Source organism: Mastigocoleus sp. MO_188.B34, from assembly GCF_030065675.1.
Lineage (GTDB): Bacteria > Cyanobacteriota > Cyanobacteriia > Cyanobacteriales > Nostocaceae > Mastigocoleus.
Genome location: NZ_JASJDK010000121.1, coordinates 1 through 21542, shown reverse-complemented (window position 1 = coordinate 21542; position 21542 = coordinate 1). Strand labels below are relative to the sequence as shown.

Sequence of the window (21542 nt, the reverse complement as noted above, 5' to 3'; positions counted from 1 at the left end):
ACATCACTACGCAGATGTAATTCTACTGATTCTGATAATAGTTCTGCAATCTTTTCTTCAAAATACTTTGCTGTATGATCGAAGTCTAATTCATAGTAAACTTCCCAATAACGTTTAACTTCAATAGCACCATTTACTACTTTTAAAAAATGTCCTGGTAATAGTTCGTAAATACCTTTAAATAAAGTTTTACCAGCTAAACAAAATTGGAAAGTAAGATAATCTTTAAATCCTTCCAAATCTGTTTCAATATTGTGAATAAAAGGTAATAGTGCTTTGATTTCTGAAGCAAAATATAAGGTATTACCTACAATAGTATAATAAAAAGGTTTGACTCCAAATCTATCTCTAGCACAGAATAATATCTGATTCGATTCATCCCAAAGGGAAAAAGCAAACATTCCTCGAAAATGATTTACACAATATATTCCCCATTTACGATAAGCATGGAGAATTACTTCTGTGTCAGACTTAGTAATAAAATTTTCAACACCTAATTCTTCTCTTAACTCAATATAATTATAAATTTCGCCATTATAAGTCAACCAATTACATGCTTGATCACTCATTGGTTGACTACCAGTACTCAAATCAATAATGCTCAACCGACGATGGGCAAAACCAAGATGTTTCTCAGGATGTTCCCAAACTCCTTCTCCATCAGGTCCTCGGTGGCTTTGTAATTCATTCATTAACACTAAGCGACGATTTAAGGCTGGGATAGTTTCTCGCGCCAGACTTATAACTCCTGCAATTCCACACATAGTAAAAGATGTTCTATATTTTGAGAATTATATTTAATATCAATTATTTGGTTAGATGATTATTTTTTGTATGACTAATAAATGTTTGAGATAGCCATGAAAATGCAAATTCTCTTACCTCAATTGGAAAACTATGACCTTCGCTGAAAAACAACCAGTCAATTGAAGGATACTTTTCAATCATATTTTTAATATGGTCGTAAGGATATGTCGCTACCAAAATCTCATCTTGTAGATAATTACAAATCAAAGCGTTGCGTGGAGCAATAGCTGCGACTACTTCGGCATAGGTAAATTCGCTTGGAATCTTAGGGAGTGCCTTATACCACTTATTTCTACTCCACCTTTCTGGATTTGGATCGTACTTAAAACTAACAAAACCGGCATTAGCAATTACAGTCTTGATTCTCAAATCTAAAGCAGCAGCAAAAAGTCCATATATTGCTCCTTGAGAGTGACCAATAACTGCAACGTTAGAAACATCAAAGCCTGATATTGCCATTGAATCAAGAAGCCAGGAAATTTCCATAATATCTTTTCCTAAGGCAGACCAATTTGGATAATTTTCATAAAATTGTTTTGTATCCCAATAATTGATGGGCTGACGCCTACCTGTAAACGATAGTGTTGGACAAACAACAATATAACCTTTTTCGGATAGAGCTCTTCCATAAGCCATTTCATCTTTAATATTTTTGCCACAAGGTTCTTCGCCACCTATCTTATTAGTTTCATGAATAGCTATTACTACTTTCTGTGTACTTATATTTTGATTATTATTTAAAATAATGACTGGTACTTTTTCCTGTAGAGGATTAACATAATAATAGGTATGAATATCTCCAAGTTTTTTTTTAAGGGGAGTTACTGTTTCTTTTAAGACTGGTGCTTGACCCAAGGCAGGAATGATTTTATGTTTAATAAATTCTTCTCTACTGATTCCAGCTTCATACCAAGGTATATAATAATTTATTAATTTGATATAAGATGCTTTGAAAAAGAAAATAATAGTGGATAAAACAAAGATGATGATAAACATCAATAATAGTCTTTTCTTTTTATAAATGTTATTTAGACACATTGTCTGTCAGGTTACTTAATATTTTTAAATAATGTCAGTTCGGATTAAGGAGATTTATTTAACGTTTACTGACTCAAACAACGCAAACACGTTAACATTTACCAGAATAAAACAACCGTGTAATGAGACTTTCAGCTTATCCCGAACTCAGGTTAAATATTATCGCTAAATATTTTTTTCATGCGTGTAAAGAACCAAAAACCAATTATATAGATGCCAAATGACATAACAATTAGAGGCACAAATGTTCTGAAAGGAAATTGGTTTAACATTAATACTGATTGATAAGAAATAATCATGTAGTAGAGTGGATTCATAGCTAAAAAAGGTCGCATAGATTCTGGAACCATTGCTTCTGTATAAGCAATAGGACTCAGCATCATTAATATTAAAATTACAATGGCAATAATATTTTGAATATCCCGGATATATACATTTAAGCTGGAAAGAATCCAAACCAGACCAATAGAAAATAAAATTTGACAAGCCCAAACTAATAAAAATATCGGAGAGAGTATAGACAGTTTACCAATCAATGTTAATGCTATTAGTAGCAATATCATTCCCACAAATTGGGTAGCCTGACCCACGAATACAGCTTTGACAGGAACTAGTTCTATCGGGAATAAAGTGTTTTTAATCAGATTGGAACTAGAGACGACACAAGGAACCCCTGCACTCAAAGCCTCGGAAAACCCTAAAAAAGGGATTAACCCACAGAATATTAGTGCTACATATTCATTCGAACTTAAATCTGGAAAACGAATTTTAAATATATATAAATAAACGACAGCATAAGTTCCCAAAAATAGTAAGGGGTAAACAACTAGCCACAGCAACCCCAAAACAGAACCTGCATAACGGGTTTTTATTTCGTTAATGGTCGTTTGATACAGCATTAAGCGATGCCGTAATAGGGTCGCAAAAGGTGGTAATATCACCTGACAGTAAAGCTGAATAAAAGAATTAAAAAATCTTTTCAAGCTGCGTATAACAGGTGTTTTGTTATGAATCATTTTCTAGTTGTTTCACCTCAAATGAAATTACCCTAAATTTACACAGGTTAAAATTTCCTTGATTTTACCTGCAATCTGTTTAATATCCGCTTCTTTTAATTCCGGCCAAATTGGCAAACTCAGCACCTCTGTCGCCAGCATATCACTCACCGCATTAGCAGAATATTGTCCTTGATAAACTGGTAATTTATCTTGGGGAACTGGATAGTAAATCATACTACCAATACCCTGCTCTGCTAAATATTGTTTTACAGAATCCCGCCTACCATCCAAAACTCGAATAGTGTATTGATGGAAAACATGACCATCAGCTAACTCTGGCGTGATAATACCATCAACATCTGCCAATAAATCATTGTAAGTCTTAGCAACCCTGCATCTACCCTGATTCCACTCATCAATATACTTAAGCTTTACTCGCAAAATAGCAGCTTGCAAACTATCTAAACGAGAATTGTAACCCAAAATCTCGTTACGATACTTTTTCTTTGCTCCATGCACCCGTAACATTCTTGCTGATTCTGCAATTTTGTCATCATCGGTAGCAATTAAACCACCATCCCCATAAGCACCCAAATTCTTGGAAGGGAAAAACGAAAATGCCCCTACATTACCAATGGTTCCTGTCAATTTATCACTAATCTTTGCCCGAGTACTCTCTTGACAAGACTCCTGACAAAAGGAACAACTCCCATGATATTTTGCACCAAAAGATTGAGCACAGTCTTCAATGATTTTTAAACCATGAATTTGGGCAATATCCATAATTTGACCCATAGCAGCGGGATTACCATAGAGATGAACTGGCATAATTGCCTTAGTTCGGGAAGTAATTTGCTCTTTAATTGCTTTTGGATCAATATTGTATGTATGGGGGTTAATATCAACAAAAACTGGCTTTCCCCCTACATTACTAATTGATTCTGCTGTAGCAAAAAAACTAAAAGGGGTAGTAATTACCTCATCCCCTTCCCCAATACCTAAAGCTTTTAAACCAATTACTAAAGCATCAGTTCCAGAATTCACACCGATGGCATGCTTGACTCCCAAATAAGCCGCCACCTCTTCTTCAAACCGCTTGACTTCTGGACCCATAATAAATTGACTCGATTCCAGAACAGCGTTAATCGCCGCCTGAATTTCATTCTTCAGGGCTTGATATTGGGGTTTGAGGTCTAAAACAGGAATTTTATTTGTACTCATTAATTTTTAACCTAGCAGCCAAAGAAATTACTCTAATTAATTAACCCTAATGTTTTCATATACCAGAGATGCACCCTGTCAAAAGTGGACAAATCTGGTTTCTTCCTCTTGGTTTTGTCGAGCGAGATGTTAGGAAGAAATTAACTTGCATCGCCTGCTGGAAAATTTAGAGGCAAACTGGTACAAAAGCAACTTATCTATACTACTTTTTGTACTTCCATTGATGAGATTTGCTGATATTTTGTCCCAGTTGAATCTATCGCGTAACCGTCAAAGTCAAACTCTAAGACATCACCATAAGAACTCATCCAGCCAATAATTCTGGCTGGAACCCCTGCTACCATTGCAAAAGCAGGTACATCTTTTGTTACTACAGCCCCTGCAGCAACAAATGCATTTTCATGTAAGGTGACACCACAAACAATAGTTGCATTAGCTCCAATACTGGCCCCCCGCTTAACCAATGTTTTGAGATAATGATCGCTGGTATTGCGAGGAAACTCGCAACGAGGAGTTTTTATATTGGTAAAAACCATACTAGGACCGCAAAATACGTAGTCTTCCAGAATTAACCCTTCATAAAGGGAAACATTATTCTGAATTTTGCAACCGTCCCCAATAATGACATTATTCGCAACCAAGACATTTTGACCAAAGGAACATTTTTGCCCAATCTTTGCCTTACCCATAATATGGCAAAAATGCCAAATCTTCGTTCCTGCACCGATTTGGGCTCCTTCATCCACATAAGCTGACTCATGCACAAAATAATCACCCATTCATTGCCTCCTGTGCTTTTTCTAAAATATCTACCACAGCAACTCCATTCCATCCATCTGAACGGGGTTTTTCACGATTCTGCAAACATTCTAAGAAATGGGAACACTCAATTTTTAAAGGTTCTGATGCAGCCACATCTATTACTTGACTTCCTCGATCTCGGTTCTTGAGATTCTCATCAACTCCCTTGTTATACACCGTTACTTTTTGAGCAACTTCATCGTAAACTAACATCTGTTGCTCAGTAATAACAGTAGTACTGCGTTGTAATAATGGCCACAACCACGAACAATAAAGATGAGCTGTTTGACCGCCCACAAAAGATAAGTCTACGTGTGTATTATCTTCAATGTTTGGCTGTAATATCGCCTGACCACTGGCTTTCACTTTTTCGATTGCAGGATTTCCCAGTAAGTCTAATACTACAGAAACATCATGAGGTGCAAAAGACCACCAAACATTCTCTTCCCGACGCACTCTACCAAGTTTTGCTCTCTGGGTAGCAACATGAAGCACCTTCCCGGCTTTACCACTAGCTAAATAATCTCGCATCCAAGCGGTCGCAGGTTGATAAAGTAGTAAATGCCCAACCATCAAAATACGTGAGTGTTTGTCAGCATATTCCGCTAATACTTTGGCTTCTTCTGTTTTTAGTGTTATGGGTTTTTCTACAAACACATCTTTACCTGCTTCCAAAGCTGCGAGTGCAAACTTATAATGGGTAGGTGCAGGAGTTGCTAAAACAATTGCAGGAATATCTGTTTCCAGAACATGTTCATAATCTGAATAAGTGACTAATCCAGGATAATCAATCTCAACTTTGTTTTTTAACTCAGGATTAGCCTCTGCAACGCCAGCCAAAGCACCCAAAGCATGAAAATTACGAACGAGGTTTTTACCCCAATTACCAGCACCAACTACAATAACTTGGCTCACAATAAAGTCACCTTTTCACTAGCACAGTTCAAATGTCTAGTTATACCACGTGTATCTAAAACAGCTTTAGCTTGTTCCACAATACTGATGTAATCAACTCGAGTATGGTCAGTAGTAATTATGACTAAGTCAAAAGTTGATATTATTTCTGAAATTAAAGAAATCGACTCAAAAGTCTTACCGGCGATATTAATTGATGGCACATAGGGATCGTGGTAAGAAATATCTATGCCATCTTTTAATAAATTATTGATTACATGAATTGCTGGAGATTCTCGCCAATCTCCCAAATCTTTTTTATAAGCAACACCAATCATCAATACTTTAGCATTAGCTGGGGCTACACCTAAATTATTTAAAGCTCGCCAGGTTTTTTCTCTGACAAATTCAGGCATTCGGCGATTAATTTCCCCCGCCAAAGCAATAAAATGGGTTTCAAAGTTAAATTCTTTCGCTTTCCACTCCAAATAGTGGGGGTCTAAAGGAATACAATGTCCACCGACTCCAGGTCCGGGATAAAAAGGCATGATACCAAATGGTTTAGTATTGGCTGCGTCTAGTACTTCCCAGACATTTAAATCCATGCGATCGCACAATAGTGCCAATTCATTTACCAGTGCAATGTTGACTGCTCGGAAAGTATTTTCAAAAACCTTAACTAATTCAGCAGCTTTGGCGCTATTAACTGGTACCACCTTTTCAATTGTCTGCTCGTAAAATAACTTAGCAATCGCAAGAGAATTGGGGTCAGATGCTCCAACAACTTTATTAGTATTTTTTGTCGTATAACGCTTGTTACCTGGATCTACTCGTTCTGGTGAATGTGCGAGAAAGAAATCTTGTCCTTGCTTTAAACCACTTATTTGCTCTAATATAGGTCGCATGATCTCATCAGTGGTTCCTGGATAAGTAGTGGATTCTAATGTTACTAACTGTCCTGGTCTTAACCCATTGGCTACTGCATTAGTCACATTTTCGATATAGCTCAAGTTCGGGGTTAGATTTTTTGTCAAAGGTGTAGGAACACAGATTACGATTACATCTATCTCATGTATTCGTTCAAAGTTATTAATAGCTTGTAATTTTCCTGTGCTAACTGCAGATTTTAAATCTTTTTCTGTGACGTCTGCAATATAACTTTCACCCATGTTCACTTGCTCAGTCCTGAGAGGATTTTGCTCAATCCCCAGAACTTTATAACCCACTTTGGCTTTTTCAACTGCAAAGGGTAAGCCTACATATCCTAGACCAACGACACCAACAATAGCAGTATGTGCTATTACTTTTTGTCGCAAGTTCATCAATGCTTGGGGTTCTTCTATTAACCCTTGGGGTTCTTCAATCATTTAGCACCTGACATTAAGCATAAAGAAACTTAAAAGTTTTCTGTGTTTTTGACGCTGAGTGTTAATTGACATTCATTTTGCAATATTATTATGATGAATTTCTAGCTATGAAAAATCTTTGTCTACAGTAATACAAATTGTTTATTTTGTGTAGAATTTTATAATCTTTAACTTAGTCGATTATATCGATTCAAGAAATCAAAATTTCTCTAAATAGGGGATAATGCTTGGATATTACGACAAAACTTTTCGTCAAAAAAAATAGGAAAATTTAGAAAACAGTTTTACACATTCCATAAAGTATAAAATTAAAATTATTTTCGATATCCTTAAAAAACAATTAGTTTGCTGGGGGTTGGAGAATATAGTAATTTCGTATCGTAAGTTATCAAACTACGAAAAAGTGTTGCTTTTTTTCACAGGCTTATTGTCAATAGATTGAAAATTAATAATAACAAATCAGACCTTGGCAAAAACTTAAAATGACTTTTTTCATATACCGTTAAAATTCAGGCAGATTATAGCATATTTATAATTACTTAGTTGCTAATTTTAAAATATAGACTTTAACTGACAAAAACAAAGGAGGTTCGAAGAAATAACTTCCCAAAAATTTTTCTTGCTCTGCTTTATTACTTAGCTTTTGCCATTCAAAATTTAGGAAATTATTTATACGAGTGTCCAAAATACAAAAAAATTAAATATCCAAATAGATAAAATTAGTATTTATCACTTAGTACTATATTTTTGGGACTACTGTTAAAAGCTTTATATGTCATGCCTTTCAGTTTTTTTCGGCAAACTGTAAATAGATACAAAAAAAATGAAGCGCGTAATTTTAGTTACAGGTCATTATTGGAAATCTAAACGTAAGGCGGGTTTTCATTGGTTAGCTGATGCTTTTTGGCAGCAAGGATGGCAAGTTGTATTTATGACTGCTGCTCTGAGTTGGATGTCTGTTATTCGTAGAGATTACCGTCTAGCATATCCCGTACTTCAAGAAGCTAATAAATTACTCCAGGTAGATGATAGAATTTGGAGTTATGTTTGGTTTACTCCTTGGCATCCAGGAAATCTACGATTGGATTTTCTTAATAATCTCAGTCAACCATTATTCAGTACTTATGGTGAACTTCTACTGGGAGAAGTAGAACCAATGATTAAGCAAGCTGATTTATTTGTTTTTGAAAGTACGCCTGCTTTGCTTCTATTTAAAAAATTCAAACGCCTCAATTCTAATGCTTGCTATATTTACAGAGTTTCCGATGATTTACGCTTCTTACGTAATCATAATGTTGTTTTAGAAACAGAAGAGCGAATAGCCTCTGAATTTGATTTAATCAGCACTCCCAGTCAGAAAATTTACAATATTTTTGAAGGACTACCCAAACTCAAGTTGCACCTGCATGGCATCCGTAAAGATATTTTTGACCAAAAGCATTTAACTCCTTATCCACCATCAGGCAACCCAAATCTAATTTTTGTTGGCAACTCTTATTTTGACTATGACTTTCTAGAACAAGCCAGCAAAATTTTCCCTGATTGGCAATTTCACATTATCGGTCCAATCCCTAACCTACCACAAAGAAATAACATTAAGGCCTACGGAGAATTACCTTTTGAAAAAACAATACCTTATCTCAAACATGCAGATATTGCTCTTCAAACACGTTCTTATCATCCTGGTGTAGAGTCTTTGAGTGATAGCCTCAAGGTTATTCAATATACTTACTGTCAGTTACCAATAATTGCTCCGGTATTTTTATATTCTTCTAGAAGTCATATTTTTTACTATCACCCGAATGATGTGAGGAGTATTGAAAATGCTTTAAAGTCTGCACAAGCTTTTGATGCTTCTCAGATACAAACTGATGACATTTGTTCCTGGGAGGAATTGGTGTGCCATTGGTTCAAAATAATAAATCTATACCCTCACTAATATCACAAATTAAGCTAAAGTCAAATTAAAGCCTCAAACTTGAAGAAAAGCAAAGAAATTATAAAATTACGTCTTGTGTCAATTAGAAACTTAAGTTCTATACTTTGTATTCTTAAGATGCTGTTGGTTAATTTGCGTAGGGTTTAGCCCCTCACCCTCAAAGTCTTAATTTTGCGTTGTTTATATTCCATAAAATAAATATGGGCTAAAGTTTATGAATCTATTTCAAAGTACTTAAATCGAGGAAATTAATATAGTTTAGGAATGATGGGTCAAACCCCCTTTCTATTCGCCAACAGCATCTTCTAATTCAAGGTTATTGGGCGAAATTTTGAAGAATTGCTTCCTTAAATATTTCAGCTTTCTCTTTTACCCTGTAATCTGTCCCCTTATTCAGCTAAACTGAGTCTTGGTTTAATAGGTTTAGTTGAGTTAACATTTGGCATGGAAATCGGACAAAAAGTAAAAGTATGTCGTTTACGCGATCGGGTATCGAAATCTATTGCTGAGAGATTAGGGCAAGTAGGTATCATCCAAAGCTATAAAATGACTGATGGCAGTGGTGTCGGTTTGGTAGTACTGTTTGATGATAATTTTGCCACCTGGTTTTTTGAAGATGAGCTAAAAATCGTCTAGTAATTTACGTCCAGTATTTAACTGCGATTCTTTGGCATTACAGCTCTCAAGAACGAGGAAATAGCTAAACTATCTAGCTACATACATATAAACTGAACGAAATTTACGGAAATTTTAGGGTTTGCAGAAGTTGTGAAATAATATTTATTTCTTCTGATACCTAAGTTTTGAGGTTCAGTTATTTATTGTCAGGAAGAAAAAACTGTAAGGATGAGATGCAATGCGTATCTTCAGGGAGGAAACATATAATTCCTCCCAAATCCGATAATTTCTTCCCTATTCTCTACTACCTGTCACCTGTTACCACAAGCATATTTTGAGGTCTTAAAACCTCATCTTACCCCCACAACCGAGTAAGAGTGCTAACTTGGAATTGAAACAATCGGCGATGAATTTAGGATTCAAATAATGCCTCTGATACTGACATTTCTGGGTAGTCTCGGTACCCATCGAACCAAAATTGCGATCGCCGCAGCCAAGTTGATGGCGAGTCAAGGTAAGCGCGTATTACTTGCTGCACAAGCAGAACCTGTTTTGCCTTTACTATTGGGTTTACCTGTCGCTCCAGATCCAATGGAGATAGCACCTAATTTACAGGTTGTACAGTTTCAAGCTTCTGTATTGCTGGAACGCAGTTGGGAAGACGTTAAAAAAATTGAAGCTGAATACCTCAAGACACCCATACTTAAAGATGTTTATGGTCAAGAGCTGGCTGTTTTACCTGGGATGGACAGCGCTCTAGCACTCAATGCGCTTCGGGAATATTTTGAAAGTGGCAACTATGATGTAATTATTTATAACGGTACTGGTGATTCCTACAGTTTAAGAATGTTAGGAATGCCAGAATCTATGAGTTGGTATGTGCGACGTTTTCGCCAATTATTTGTTAATTCCGAGTTGGGTAAAACGATTTCAGATTCATCACCTTTAATTCAGCCACTAGTTAGCACTTTATTCAACGTTAACTGGACAACAGATAATTTTGCCCAACCGACCAATAAGGTTAATAACTTCTTGGAAAAAGGTAAAGCTGCAATTGCAGACCCCAAGCAAGTAACGGCGTTTTTAGTCACTACTGACGATCCTCTGGAAGTTGCTTCTAGTCGTTACCTTTGGGGAAGTGCACAACAAGTTGGTTTGACTGTTGGTGGTGCGATCGCAATATCTGATGGTGGTAATGTTAGTTTGTCTGAAGAATTTGCACCCCTAACAGTTACCGTAGTACCAGAACTTAAAGAAGGCAAATGGGAACCGGTGATGGATACTCTACCGAACTTTGTCGAACAAGCAAGCCTTGCACCCAAACCAATAGAAATTGATATAAGTGCTGCCAAAGTACGCTTATTTTTACCTGGATTTGATAAAAAACAGGTTAAATTAACCCAATCTGGTCCTGAGGTAACCATTGAAGCAGGAGACCAGCGACGAAATATTTTCCTCCCACCTCCCTTGAATGGTAAAGCCGTTACCGGAGCCAAATTTCAGAATAATTATTTGATAATTTCTTTTTAGAGAAATTGCTAACGGCTAACAGCTAATAGTCTAGTTAGTAACGGTTAGCAACATTATATTTATTATGTCAGAATCAACACCCATTACCCCAAACCCCGACTCATCATCTTCTTCAGCAAATCAGTCTGCAAATCCTGAAGAAGTGAAAACAAATGCAAATAGCGGTTCCAAAGCTAGACAGTTGCTAGGAATGAAGGGTGCAGCTGCTGGTGGAACCTCGATTTGGAAAATTCGCCTGCAATTAATGAAGCCTATTACCTGGATACCCTTGATTTGGGGTGTTGTTTGTGGTGCGGCTTCTTCTGGAAAATATACTTGGACATTAGAAAATGTCTTAATGTCAGCTGCTTGTATGTTGCTAGCAGGTCCATTACTTGCAGGGTATACCCAAACCCTAAATGAGTATTACGATCGCGAAATTGATGCAATTAATGAGCCTTACAGACCAATTCCCTCGGGAGCAATACCTTTACCACAAGTAGTTATTCAAATTTGGGTTCTTTTGCTAGCTGGACTTGCTTTAGCATTTGGCTTAGACAAATGGGCTGGGAATGAGTTCCCCACCATTACTACTATTGCTTTCCTGGGTACATTTATTGCCTATATTTATTCTGCTCCACCATTGAAACTAAAACAAAATGGCTGGTGGGGAGGTTATGCTTTAGGAGCTAGTTATATTGCTTTTCCTTGGTGTACCGGTCACGCTTTATTTGGCGAACTTAACTGGAAGGTCGCTGTCTTTACTGTCGTATATAGCTTAGCTGGTTTGGGTATTGCCATTGTTAATGACTTCAAAAGCGTTGAAGGGGATAAAAAGTTTGGGTTAAAGTCATTACCGGTAATGTTTGGTGTTAACACTGCAGCTTGGATTTGTGTAATTATGATTGACGTTTTCCAGGCTGCGATCGCTGGCTATCTAATATATCTGCATGAGAATTTGTATGCAGCAATATTACTACTATTAATTATTCCGCAAATAACTTTCCAGGATATGTACTTTCTCCGTAATCCATTGGAAAATGACGTTAAATACCAAGCGAGCGCTCAGCCATTCTTGGTTATAGGAATGCTGGTAGCAGGTCTAGCTATTGGTCATGCGGGAATTTAAAGTTTAGATAATGGATAATTAGTAACCGGTAATTGGTAATTTGGAATGAGTAATGGGTAATAAAAAACTAATTACCCATTGTTTGTTATTAACATTGCCTATTATTGGTATTCGAAAAGTGTTACCAATTACCAATTAACCAAATATCTTAAACTAAGCCCGATTCTTGAGCTAAACGATACAGCATGGAAACCGCTCGATTATCTGCTGCTTTTTCTTTATTCATCATCAGTTGACGAGCTTTCTCGTTAACCTTTGTTGCTGCTGCTTCTTCGCTTGCTATTGGGTGGTTATTGTAAGCAACACCACGATAAGTCAAGTTAACAGAAGGTTGTAGTACCGGAGGTTTTTTTAAATTACGAAATCGCCAGTCCAGTCCGCGATATTTACCTCCAACTTCGCCTTCAGTTGTTTCAACTGTTTGTGGGTTGTATTCGTAAGTGACGCCACGATATTTAAGTTTCATAATTTTCGCCTCTAAAATAATTCATCGTCATGATGAGGCGCGTTCCTTCGGAATTTTTTCCTACTTCCGTCTCTAAAATAGAGATGAACGATTTATTTTCTGTATCTATTGTTACGGTTTTTTAGGAAAAAGTCAAGAATCATACACAATAATGTTACTTGCCTTATAGATGCTCAAGAATTCTCAGAAAAAACTATTCTTACCATTAGATTTAGAACTATCTGTACTTTTTATATTAGCGATTCCAGGATTTTCAATTGGAAACATTTTCTGCGGGTTTTATGGTTCCGGATTGCCGAGGAGATATTTGGTGAGGTGATATTTTCACTATAAATCTTAATAATTTGTAATAAATAACGTACGCTTCCTCGCCGATAATTAACAGTTGGGAAAATTTCTTAAAACTCGCCGTGTTAAAGCTAATTATTGACGTTGCCCAACCATTCTTAGTACCTGTTTGCTTCGTCAGTGCGTGGTTATTATTAATACTTGTAGTTTGGAATGTCTGGAGCGCAGCCCGTGATAGCATCAAAACAGCTAAAAAAATGCATCAAGTTCCTTGTTCGGGTTGTAGTTACTTTACAGATGATTACAGACTAAAGTGTACGATTCATCCTTCCATTGCTAATACAGAAGAAGCAATAGAATGCTTAGATTATCAGGCAAAAACTAATCCTATGTTGTACTAGAACGGTTTCAGATTGTTATGTATCACTGGTAGGTGATTGGAAGTCAGGAGTCAGGAGTCATAAGTCAGAAGTAGAGACGTAGCATGCTACGTCTAAAGGAGACAGAAGTCAGAATTTAAAAATTTAAGAATCAAAAGACAAAGTTTCCAATGGAAAAAATTCGCTCTGCGAGGTTCGAGCGAATTATCTTTTAATAGTTTGACTTTTGACTTTTGACTTATGTCCTTACGGACACGCTATAGCTATAGCTGCGCTACCTGCGGAGCCGCTACCTTGCGGATCCGCTAATGACTTTTGAATTTCTACACCTCATTAAAAGCAAAATCAGGTGCAGCCATGACGTAAATAATTGTTGGTAGATCTGCTGTACGCGCGTGCATTTTTTCGTAATACTCCCTAAAATCCCTCTTACTAGGAGTTGCCATACCGAGAAAAATTACATCTGCACTGTTGGATGATTCGTGTAAAACTGTCTCAAAAGAACGATTTGCAGCAACTATCACTTCTGGTATTGCTTCTATCCGTAGCCGATTGAGCATAGCATTTAAGTTTGCTGAAGCGTTCTGTGCCGCACCTTCCTTGCTGACCAATAACTTAAGGCGTATTTGGGCATCTCGCCATTCGCTGGTAGAGCGTAACAAGTGGGCTAGGAGGAGCATTAAACTACCATTGGCGTACATTCCTCCCCACCATACATCTATACAACGATATCTTCCAAATCCTTGCTCGGGATTTTCCCGTAACACCATGACGCTACGTTTGGCTTGATGTAGTTGCACAATTGTATTGCAGTAGCGATCGCGCCTATTGTTATCTTCACTATCTCCTAATAATACGGTGTTAGGTACAAGGGGACCCAAACCATAAATTTCCACAAGTTGTACCATTCCCTCGAATGGATCGGCTGCGGTAACTACGCGGACAAGTGCTTGTACGTCTTGTTTTTTCAGGTGTTCGCGAATTGTATTTTCTAAATCTTTTTGCCGTCCAAAATCTTTTGAAGCGCTGGGTAAGACACTGGATACGGTAATAAATCCTCGCTTGTGGGTAAATATATTAGCTAATTGAATTAACGACCAACGTTTACTAGGAGAGCCGGAAAATACTAAAATATTTGGCCGCCAGTTTTTGGTATCCTCTACACTATCAAGCTGAAAAATCCCAGTACGCAATAGCGCCATCCAGATTCCTCGGCGCACATCTCCCCAAGTTGTATTTAATTCCCGTTGCTGTAACCAAAAGTATATTGCCACCACAATAAAAGCCGCAACCATTGTGGCAATTGGGTTAATTAATAACATCACCCACAAACAACCAATTCCCCCCAATAAAGACCAAATCCAATGGACTTTAAAACTAGGTCTAAAGGAAGGACTGCGCAAAAAACCTTCAATACTGGCGGAAATATTTAAAACTAGGTAAGTAGTGAGGAAAAACATTGTCAGTACTGGGGCGATCGCATTTAAGTCGCCAACACACACGGCAGCAATTGCAACGCTCAGAGTGACACAGGTTGCAATGCGCGGTTCGTCATTTTCACCACTACCTTTACCAAAAAAAGACAGCCAACGCGGTAAAATCCTATCCCTTGCTAAAGCTTGAAGAACTCGAGGAGCCGCCAGAATACTACCCAAAGCACTTGATAAGGTCGCCCCCCACACTCCAAATAAAATAGCCGGACTCCATAGGGATATCATTTTCATCACTAAGGGTTCATTTACCAGAGTTCCGGTATCAACACGCATCGCTAAAATTAGCGGTAGAAGCATGTAAACAATGTATCCCGTAGCCACAGCAGCTAAAGTACCAATGGGAATAGAACGGCTGGGATTACGTAAATCCCCTGACATGCTCACCCCTGACATAATCCCAGTGACTGCGGGGAAGAATACTGCAAAAACTCTCCAGAATGATTCTCCATCAGTAGGTATATCCCATGCTTGGGGACTAATATCTGGTATGGAACCCCCAAAAACTAGAGAAAGCAGAGATAGAGCAATAGCTCCCATAATGATGTATTGCGCTTTAACTGCTAGGGATGCAGAAGTCAAAGCCAAAATCGCAACCAAAATTGTTATTACCAATGCAACATAGGTTTGATTGAGACTTTTGAAGATTTGCACCACACTTTCAGCAAAACCAAGGGTATAGAGCGGAATTGAAAGTGCTTGGGCAAAATAAAGGGAAATTCCTACTGCTCCTCCTACTTCAATTCCCAAACACCTACTAATCATGTAGTAAGCACCACCTACTTTTACGACTCGATCTGTTGCGATCGCGCATACTGATAAAGCAGTCAAAAAAGTAATTAGTGTAGCAAGAGTAACAATTATAAAACTTCCCAACAAGCCAACGTTTCCCACGACCCAACCAAATCGCAGGTACATAATCACACCCAAAATTGTTAAAACTGAGGGCGTGTATACTCCACCGAATGTCCCTAAACCAGAAGCTTTAGCGTCTGCTAAATTTGGGTCATAAGGATTTAAATCTTGCTGTACTTTCTGTTTGAATTGAAACTTCATTTTTCATGGATACTCCTAGAAGAAGCACCTAACATATTCAGTTGTACAATTTTAGGCATCTGAGAAAAAAATACAACTCTAATTTAGTTATTTAGGCTGTAGTCATTGTAAATGTTTGATACATAGGTAAACACAGCAAATGTCAAAAATCTTAAAGCAGCAGACAGCTAAAAGAGAAAATATGCCTTAATAAGAAAGAATTGCAGTAAAAATGCAGTAAAATAACCAAATCAAATCTGTATAGTAGGTAAATTTATATTTTATTCTTGGATATAAATTCAAGATTTAAAACCAGATAAAACTTCAAACTAGATCTGGATCTGGTTTACTGCATCCGATCTATAGTTCTGTACTGAATTGCTTCGGCGACATGATTTGGTTGCAAATTTTCATCTCCGGCTAAATCTGCAATAGTTCGTGCTACTTTTAAAATTCTATCGCTTGCTCTGGCAGATAAGCCTAATTTGCGGATTGCAGCTTCTAGTAAATTACGAGCACTGTCATCTAGTTGACACCACTTGCTCAGATGACGACTTTGCATGTGAGAATTACAACGTACGGATGTCTCGTCTGCAAATCTTTGTACGGCAATTACTCTAGCTTTTTGTACCCTTTCTCTGACAGTTTTTGAGGACTCTCCCTTAGGTTGCTGGGTAATTTCTTCTGGTTTTAAACGGTTTACTGCTACCTGCAAATCTATTCTATCCATCAGAGGTCCAGAAAGTTTTGCCCAATATTGTTCTCTTTTGTTGGGGGAACAGCTACACTCTTGGATGGTATCCCCATAATAACCACAAGGACAGGGATTAGTACTAGCTACCAATGTAAACTGGGCTGGAAACATTACAGATTGGCGAGTACGGGTGATTGTTACGAAACCATCTTCCAAGGGCTGACGCAGAAACTCTAAAACATCTCGTTTAAATTCTGTTAACTCATCGAGGAAAAGTACACCTTGATGTGCTATTGATATTTCACCCGGACGGGGATAACTACCACCACCAACTAAGGAAGGTCCAGAAGCCGAATGGTGGGGACTGCGAAAAGGGCGATCGCGCACCAAAGTCCCGCGATTTTTGAGCAAACCAGCGACGGAGTGAATGCGAGTTACTTCCAAGGCTTCAGCAAAATCTAAGGCTGGTAATATTCCCGGTAAACGCCGTGCTAACATAGTTTTTCCACTTCCAGGAGGTCCTACGAATATAAGATTATGCCCTCCTGCAGCTGCAATTTCTAATGCTCTTCGGGCGTGGCTTTGTCCTTTGACATCTTTTAAATCTATTCTGTTAAATTCCGTTCGACCTACATCTTGTTTCTCTTCCAATTCTACTGGCTGATATTTTTGGGGTTCATTCAAAAAGTCAGCAACTTGAGATACATTTTCGAATCCGTGGACCTTTAAACCTTCTACAACCGCAGCTTCTTGGGCGTTATCTGTGGGAACTACCAAACCAACAATTCCCATTTCCCGAGCAGAAGCAGCGATCGGTAATACACCAGCTATGGGACGAAGACTTCCATCCAAGGAAACTTCACCTAAAAATAAATAATCCCCTAATAATTCCGGTTTAACTTGGTCTGAAGCAGCAAGAATTCCCACACTGATGGGTAAATCAAAACAAGGTCCTTCCTTACGTAAGTCAGCAGGAGTCAAATTAATGACAATTTTTCGCATCGGAAAAGCAAAACCAGCATTTTTCAGCGTAGCTTTGACTCTTTCCTTTGATTCTTGAATTGCACTATCGGGTAAACCTAAAATTACGATTCCCGGTAAACCACCCGATACATCAACTTCTACACCAACTTTAACGGCGTCAATACCAACAATTGATGCACTCCAGACTCTGGCAAGCATATTTTAATACCTTAAGCATAAAACATTGTTATAGCTAAAAATTATGCTGGCTGGCTTGTGGTTAATCTTTTAGGGAGTGAGAGTTTCAGGGAATATACTGGAAAGTGTTTATTTATCTACTCACACGAGTGAATATACGGTACAATTCGGTCTATTACTTGAAAAATATTACACGCATAAGAATTATTGAGATTCATACTAAGCAAAGTATTTTTACGGATAAATAAAGATACATTGGCGATGTCAAGAAGAATTCCTTATACTGTGCTTACAATGCTTTTAACTCTTTCTCTGGATGAATCACTGAGTGTGATATACGGAAAGTTCCCGCGTAATAAAATAAATTAATATGAATACAAGTAATAGGCTTTTTGGAAGACGCTTACGCAACTTTCAGCAATACCAAGATTGGAAAGTCATGAATCTTTTGTGTGCTCAACAAAAATAGCGTTGCAGGGGATATAAAGATGAAAAGTATTGGGCTTCGTTATGCAATGACTTTGCACCTCTCAACTGGATAGTTATGCTGTCTACTATAATGTTGCTAGCAAAATCAACACATTTCGCCATATGCTGACATTAACAATTTTCATAGCTTAGATTATTTGTGCCAGCAAGAGATATTTATCACAACACAGTAAAACGTGCTTTACAAAACGATGGATGGACAATCACTCATGATCCATTTCCACTTCAAATTGGTAAAAAGCGTTTATCGGTTGATTTGGGTGCAGAGCGGCTTATTAGTGCTGAGAAGGGAATCCAAAAAATTGTTGTCGAAGTGAAAAGCTTTGTAGGACAGTCTGATGTTAGAGATTTGGAGCAAGCGCTAGGGCAATATGTCTTGTATCGCCAAATTATTAGCGAGATGAAAATTGAGCGAAGCCTTTATCTTGCCGTATCTCAACCAACCTTTAATAGCGTATTCACAATAGAATTAGGACAGATACTACTCAAAAATCAAGTAGTAAAATTAATTGTATTTGATGATGAAAGTGAGGCAATTGTAAAATGGATACCCGCTTGAACTATCAAAATATTATTAAAAGTGTCCTCCAGAATCATGCTGATTATCGTGCTAACCTACCTGATGGTTACACCTGTCAGGTTCTATTTGATGACGAACGAGGACAGTATCTAATCATAGACCTTGGCTGGGATGGCAACCAATATCTCCATGCAACACCAATTCATATCAGTTTAATTGGCGACAAGATCTGGATTCAATACGATGATACGGAAGAAGGGGTCGCGACTGATTTAGTAAATGCAGGTATTCCTAAAGAAAATATAGTACTTGGTTTTCGCCATCCAAAAATACGGCAGCATACTGGTTTTGCTGTAGCTTGATAGATTAAGGTCATGATAAATAACTCCTTAAGAATTGGCAATTCATCAAAAATGTATTATTATATTAGTAGATATGTATTCATGGGGCCGTAAAGGTTTCGACGTGGTAGCGAAAACTGACCCGTGATGCAGGTCGAGAGTGAGTCTCCTCTCGCAAATCAAAGGCTCAAAACAACGTAAATGCGAATAACATCGTAAACTTTACTCGTAAGGAAGCTGCAGTAGCAGTAGCCTAAAATACCTCTTATAGGTTCGAGTGCTTCTAATTTGACTCCGTTAAGGATTAGAGGCAAACCCCAACGGATGCGCTGATAGGTAATCTTTGGTGTACTTATTAGCAAAGACTTTACCAAAGCATCCCACCGTTCGGGATAATGGGCGGTCCCCGCTTCGAGGGTAAAAGAAGCTAAACCTGTGAATGAGCGGTAAGCGAATACCTATTGCGGACGGCAGTTCGATTCTGCCCGGTTCCACTAAAATCATTACTCTTAAAGTCTATCTTGTTTCAAAGGTAGGCTTTATTTTTGTGGTAACTACATTTAAGTAAATACCCGTAAAGCTTCCCGTAAAGCTTATATTTTATCTGCTTCAATTTACAATATTTCCAATTACGATCTGTATCGAGGTTTGTGATGCCAGTTTATGTTTACTGGGGTGAAGACGATTATGCCATAGAAAAAGCCATACAAAAATTACGCGATCGCGTTCTTGTTCCTGAATGGTCGAGTTTTAACTACAACGCAATTCCACCAGATGGCTCCGACGCCTTAATAGATGGTTTAAATCAAGCCATGACACCTAAATTTGGTGCAGGGGGACGCTTAGTTTGGCTAATGAATACCACTTTGGTACAACAATGTCCGGAAAACGTACTCAATGAATTACAGCGTACTTTATCAGTAATTCCCGAAGATTCATTTTTATTACTTACTAGTCGAAAAAAATTTGATGAACGCATCAAATCCACAAAATTACTGAAAAAATTTGCAACAGAATATCGAGAATTTGCTTTAGTTCCACCTTGGAAAAAAGAACTTATAGTAAAATCCGTTAGTCAAGTAGCAAAAGATATTGGTTTGCAAATCACTCCCCAAGGTTTAGAAATTATCGCTGAAGCAGTAGGAAATGATACGCGATTACTGCATAATGAATTAGAGAAATTACAACTTTATACTGGAGGAACTAAACAACCTTTAGAAATCAATACTATCAATAAATTAGTAAGAAATACGACTCAAAATAGCTTGCAACTAGCTGCAGCAATTAGAGAAGGAAATACATCTAGAGCTTTAACATTAGTAGCTGATTTAATTAATGCAAATGAGCCAGCATTAAAGATATTAGCCACATTAATCGGTCAATTTCGGACTTGGTTGTGGGTCAAAATTATGATGGAAAGTGGTGAAAAAAATCAACAAGCTATTGCTCAAGCTGCAGAAGTTGGAAATCCAAAGCGTATTTATTTTTTACAACAAGAAATCAAATCTCTTTCTTTGAAACAGCTAATTTCCATACCACCAATATTACTAAGACTAGAGGTAAATCTAAAGCAGGGAGCAAATCCAATGTCAGCACTTCAAACTACGACCATTGAGTTATGTCAAATATGCAGCAAGAATAAATATTAGAGATAAAGACAGAATGATTTGATTTTTTGGAGGGAACTTCTCACTAGTAGAAATATTCAAAGTTATTAATATATCCCTACTGTAACTTTTTTCCTTCACAAATGACTAAGCCATTAAATTTTTCCTTCAGACTAAATCCGAATAAGATTATCATTAAAACATTATTAATTTCAACAATCTTTACCACTTTTTCGGGCTCTATTATTTTTTCCAACACGAAAGCTCACGCAAACGGAAATATCAGACAAAGTGATGTCAAGAAGTATGCTGCGATCGTGATAAAAATGGAAAAACCTCGCCAACAAGCCTATGACAAAATAAAAAAAATTTTGGGTGAGCGTGAAAAAATCCCCAATATCGTTTGTAACGATCCAAAAAGTTTTGGTGAATTACCTGGAGATGCGAAAAAGATTGCAAATGAATACTGTAAGCGCTCCCGAAAAATAGTTGAAAGTAACGGCTTGAGTATTGAACGCTTTAATAAGATTACTGAAGCTGCAAAAAGAGATAATAAAGTACATCAACAAATCTACGATGCACTAATTAAGGAACAAGGTGGTCGTAAAAATGTATCCGCTCAGTAAATCGGGGTAAGAAGAAAAAAGAAGAAGGAACAAATGTAGGGGATGTATCGTAGAATATGACCCATGACGCAAAAACCACCAGAGAAATTAGTGTCCGCATTACTGCAATCGGTTGACCCAGGTA

19 protein-coding genes, 1 other RNA gene and 1 riboswitch are annotated in these 21542 nt (G+C 37.5%); of the genes, 10 read left to right on the top strand and 10 right to left on the bottom strand.

Annotated features, from left to right (window positions below; translation table 11 throughout):
• The 7 genes from asnB to QNJ50_RS22825 all read right to left on the bottom strand — a co-directional run.
• The coding region (gene asnB, locus QNJ50_RS22855; protein WP_300639981.1) for an asparagine synthase (glutamine-hydrolyzing) at positions 1-764 on the bottom strand (764 nt) is incomplete at its 3' end.
• 43 nt (positions 765-807) lie between these two features.
• Positions 808-1803, bottom strand: a complete 996-nt coding sequence (locus tag QNJ50_RS22850) for a hypothetical protein (protein ID WP_300639978.1) — start codon at positions 1801-1803, stop codon at positions 808-810.
• A gap of 194 nt (positions 1804-1997) precedes the next feature.
• Positions 1998-2861 (bottom strand): ABC transporter permease, encoded by an 864-nt coding sequence (locus QNJ50_RS22845; protein WP_300639975.1) that lies wholly within the window; start codon positions 2859-2861, stop codon positions 1998-2000.
• Positions 2862-2888: 27 nt separating this feature from the next.
• Positions 2889-4064, bottom strand: a complete 1176-nt coding sequence (locus tag QNJ50_RS22840) for a DegT/DnrJ/EryC1/StrS family aminotransferase (protein WP_300639972.1) — start codon at positions 4062-4064, stop codon at positions 2889-2891.
• A gap of 197 nt (positions 4065-4261) precedes the next feature.
• Positions 4262-4843: an acyltransferase gene (locus QNJ50_RS22835; RefSeq protein WP_300639969.1), complete on the bottom strand. Its 582-nt coding sequence runs from the start codon at positions 4841-4843 to the stop codon at positions 4262-4264.
• Complete coding sequence (locus tag QNJ50_RS22830; RefSeq protein ID WP_300639966.1) at positions 4836-5780, bottom strand: Gfo/Idh/MocA family oxidoreductase; 945 nt, start codon at positions 5778-5780, stop codon at positions 4836-4838. The genes QNJ50_RS22835 and QNJ50_RS22830 overlap by 8 nt, the downstream gene beginning before the upstream one ends.
• Positions 5777-7126, bottom strand: coding sequence for a nucleotide sugar dehydrogenase (locus QNJ50_RS22825; protein ID WP_300639963.1), 1350 nt, complete (start codon positions 7124-7126; stop codon positions 5777-5779). The genes QNJ50_RS22830 and QNJ50_RS22825 overlap by 4 nt, the downstream gene beginning before the upstream one ends.
• A gap of 823 nt (positions 7127-7949) precedes the next feature.
• On the opposite strand from QNJ50_RS22825, the gene QNJ50_RS22820 reads away from it, so the two are divergent.
• From QNJ50_RS22820 to chlG, 4 genes are all read left to right on the top strand, one after another.
• Complete coding sequence (locus QNJ50_RS22820; protein WP_300639960.1) at positions 7950-9065, top strand: glucuronosyltransferase; 1116 nt, start codon at positions 7950-7952, stop codon at positions 9063-9065.
• A gap of 444 nt (positions 9066-9509) precedes the next feature.
• Positions 9510-9701 (top strand): DUF2862 domain-containing protein, encoded by a 192-nt coding sequence (locus tag QNJ50_RS22815; protein ID WP_300639957.1) that lies wholly within the window; start codon positions 9510-9512, stop codon positions 9699-9701.
• A 408-nt stretch (positions 9702-10109) separates the two neighbouring features.
• Positions 10110-11213, top strand: coding sequence for an ArsA family ATPase (locus QNJ50_RS22810; protein ID WP_300639954.1), 1104 nt, complete (start codon positions 10110-10112; stop codon positions 11211-11213).
• A gap of 64 nt (positions 11214-11277) precedes the next feature.
• On the top strand, positions 11278-12321 hold the full coding sequence (gene chlG, locus QNJ50_RS22805; protein WP_300639951.1) for a chlorophyll synthase ChlG: 1044 nt from the start codon (positions 11278-11280) through the stop codon (positions 12319-12321).
• Positions 12322-12469: 148 nt separating this feature from the next.
• On the opposite strand, the gene QNJ50_RS22800 is transcribed toward chlG, so the two are convergent.
• Complete coding sequence (locus tag QNJ50_RS22800) at positions 12470-12787, bottom strand: DUF4278 domain-containing protein (protein ID WP_300639948.1); 318 nt, start codon at positions 12785-12787, stop codon at positions 12470-12472.
• Positions 12788-12823: 36 nt separating this feature from the next.
• Positions 12824-12879, bottom strand: a riboswitch (Glutamine riboswitch).
• 318 nt (positions 12880-13197) lie between these two features.
• Here QNJ50_RS22800 and QNJ50_RS22795 point away from each other — a divergent pair.
• Complete coding sequence (locus QNJ50_RS22795; RefSeq protein ID WP_300639945.1) at positions 13198-13476, top strand: hypothetical protein; 279 nt, start codon at positions 13198-13200, stop codon at positions 13474-13476.
• A 302-nt stretch (positions 13477-13778) separates the two neighbouring features.
• On the opposite strand, the gene QNJ50_RS22790 is transcribed toward QNJ50_RS22795, so the two are convergent.
• Together QNJ50_RS22790 and QNJ50_RS22785 are read right to left on the bottom strand one after the other, a co-directional pair.
• Positions 13779-16001, bottom strand: coding sequence for an amino acid permease (locus QNJ50_RS22790; RefSeq protein WP_300639942.1), 2223 nt, complete (start codon positions 15999-16001; stop codon positions 13779-13781).
• Between the two features lie 325 nt (positions 16002-16326).
• On the bottom strand, positions 16327-17856 hold the full coding sequence (locus QNJ50_RS22785; protein WP_300639939.1) for a YifB family Mg chelatase-like AAA ATPase: 1530 nt from the start codon (positions 17854-17856) through the stop codon (positions 16327-16329).
• 607 nt (positions 17857-18463) lie between these two features.
• On the opposite strand from QNJ50_RS22785, the gene QNJ50_RS22780 reads away from it, so the two are divergent.
• The 5 genes from QNJ50_RS22780 (at position 18464) to QNJ50_RS22760 (ending at position 21418) form a co-directional block, all read left to right on the top strand.
• A complete protein-coding gene (locus QNJ50_RS22780; protein ID WP_300639936.1) occupies positions 18464-18883 on the top strand; it encodes an element excision factor XisH family protein in 420 nt (139 codons plus the stop codon).
• Positions 18868-19206 (top strand): XisI protein, encoded by a 339-nt coding sequence (locus tag QNJ50_RS22775; protein WP_300639933.1) that lies wholly within the window; start codon positions 18868-18870, stop codon positions 19204-19206. The genes QNJ50_RS22780 and QNJ50_RS22775 overlap by 16 nt, the downstream gene beginning before the upstream one ends.
• A gap of 83 nt (positions 19207-19289) precedes the next feature.
• Positions 19290-19682: a transfer-messenger RNA gene (ssrA, locus tag QNJ50_RS22770) on the top strand.
• 156 nt (positions 19683-19838) lie between these two features.
• The gene (gene holA / locus QNJ50_RS22765) at positions 19839-20834 is read left to right on the top strand and encodes a DNA polymerase III subunit delta (protein ID WP_300639930.1); all 996 of its coding nucleotides are present in this window, start codon (positions 19839-19841) and stop codon (positions 20832-20834) included.
• A 101-nt stretch (positions 20835-20935) separates the two neighbouring features.
• Positions 20936-21418, top strand: coding sequence for a DUF4168 domain-containing protein (locus tag QNJ50_RS22760; RefSeq protein WP_300639927.1), 483 nt, complete (start codon positions 20936-20938; stop codon positions 21416-21418).
• Positions 21419-21542 lie beyond the last annotated feature (124 nt).

Coding starts and splice junctions, on each gene's coding strand:
- QNJ50_RS22775 (WP_300639933.1), top strand. CDS start 18,868: ATGGATACCCGCTTGAACTATCAAAATATTATTAAAAGTGTCCTCCAG.
- QNJ50_RS22790 (WP_300639942.1), bottom strand. CDS start 16,001: ATGAAGTTTCAATTCAAACAGAAAGTACAGCAAGATTTAAATCCTTAT.
- chlG (WP_300639951.1), top strand. CDS start 11,278: ATGTCAGAATCAACACCCATTACCCCAAACCCCGACTCATCATCTTCT.
- QNJ50_RS22840 (WP_300639972.1), bottom strand. CDS start 4,064: ATGAGTACAAATAAAATTCCTGTTTTAGACCTCAAACCCCAATATCAA.
- QNJ50_RS22810 (WP_300639954.1), top strand. CDS start 10,110: ATGCCTCTGATACTGACATTTCTGGGTAGTCTCGGTACCCATCGAACC.
- QNJ50_RS22825 (WP_300639963.1), bottom strand. CDS start 7,126: ATGATTGAAGAACCCCAAGGGTTAATAGAAGAACCCCAAGCATTGATG.
- QNJ50_RS22760 (WP_300639927.1), top strand. CDS start 20,936: ATGACTAAGCCATTAAATTTTTCCTTCAGACTAAATCCGAATAAGATT.
- QNJ50_RS22835 (WP_300639969.1), bottom strand. CDS start 4,843: ATGGGTGATTATTTTGTGCATGAGTCAGCTTATGTGGATGAAGGAGCC.
- QNJ50_RS22800 (WP_300639948.1), bottom strand. CDS start 12,787: ATGAAACTTAAATATCGTGGCGTCACTTACGAATACAACCCACAAACA.
- QNJ50_RS22820 (WP_300639960.1), top strand. CDS start 7,950: ATGAAGCGCGTAATTTTAGTTACAGGTCATTATTGGAAATCTAAACGT.
- holA (WP_300639930.1), top strand. CDS start 19,839: ATGCCAGTTTATGTTTACTGGGGTGAAGACGATTATGCCATAGAAAAA.
- QNJ50_RS22785 (WP_300639939.1), bottom strand. CDS start 17,856: ATGCTTGCCAGAGTCTGGAGTGCATCAATTGTTGGTATTGACGCCGTT.
- QNJ50_RS22850 (WP_300639978.1), bottom strand. CDS start 1,803: ATGTTTATCATCATCTTTGTTTTATCCACTATTATTTTCTTTTTCAAA.
- QNJ50_RS22815 (WP_300639957.1), top strand. CDS start 9,510: ATGGAAATCGGACAAAAAGTAAAAGTATGTCGTTTACGCGATCGGGTA.
- QNJ50_RS22845 (WP_300639975.1), bottom strand. CDS start 2,861: ATGATTCATAACAAAACACCTGTTATACGCAGCTTGAAAAGATTTTTT.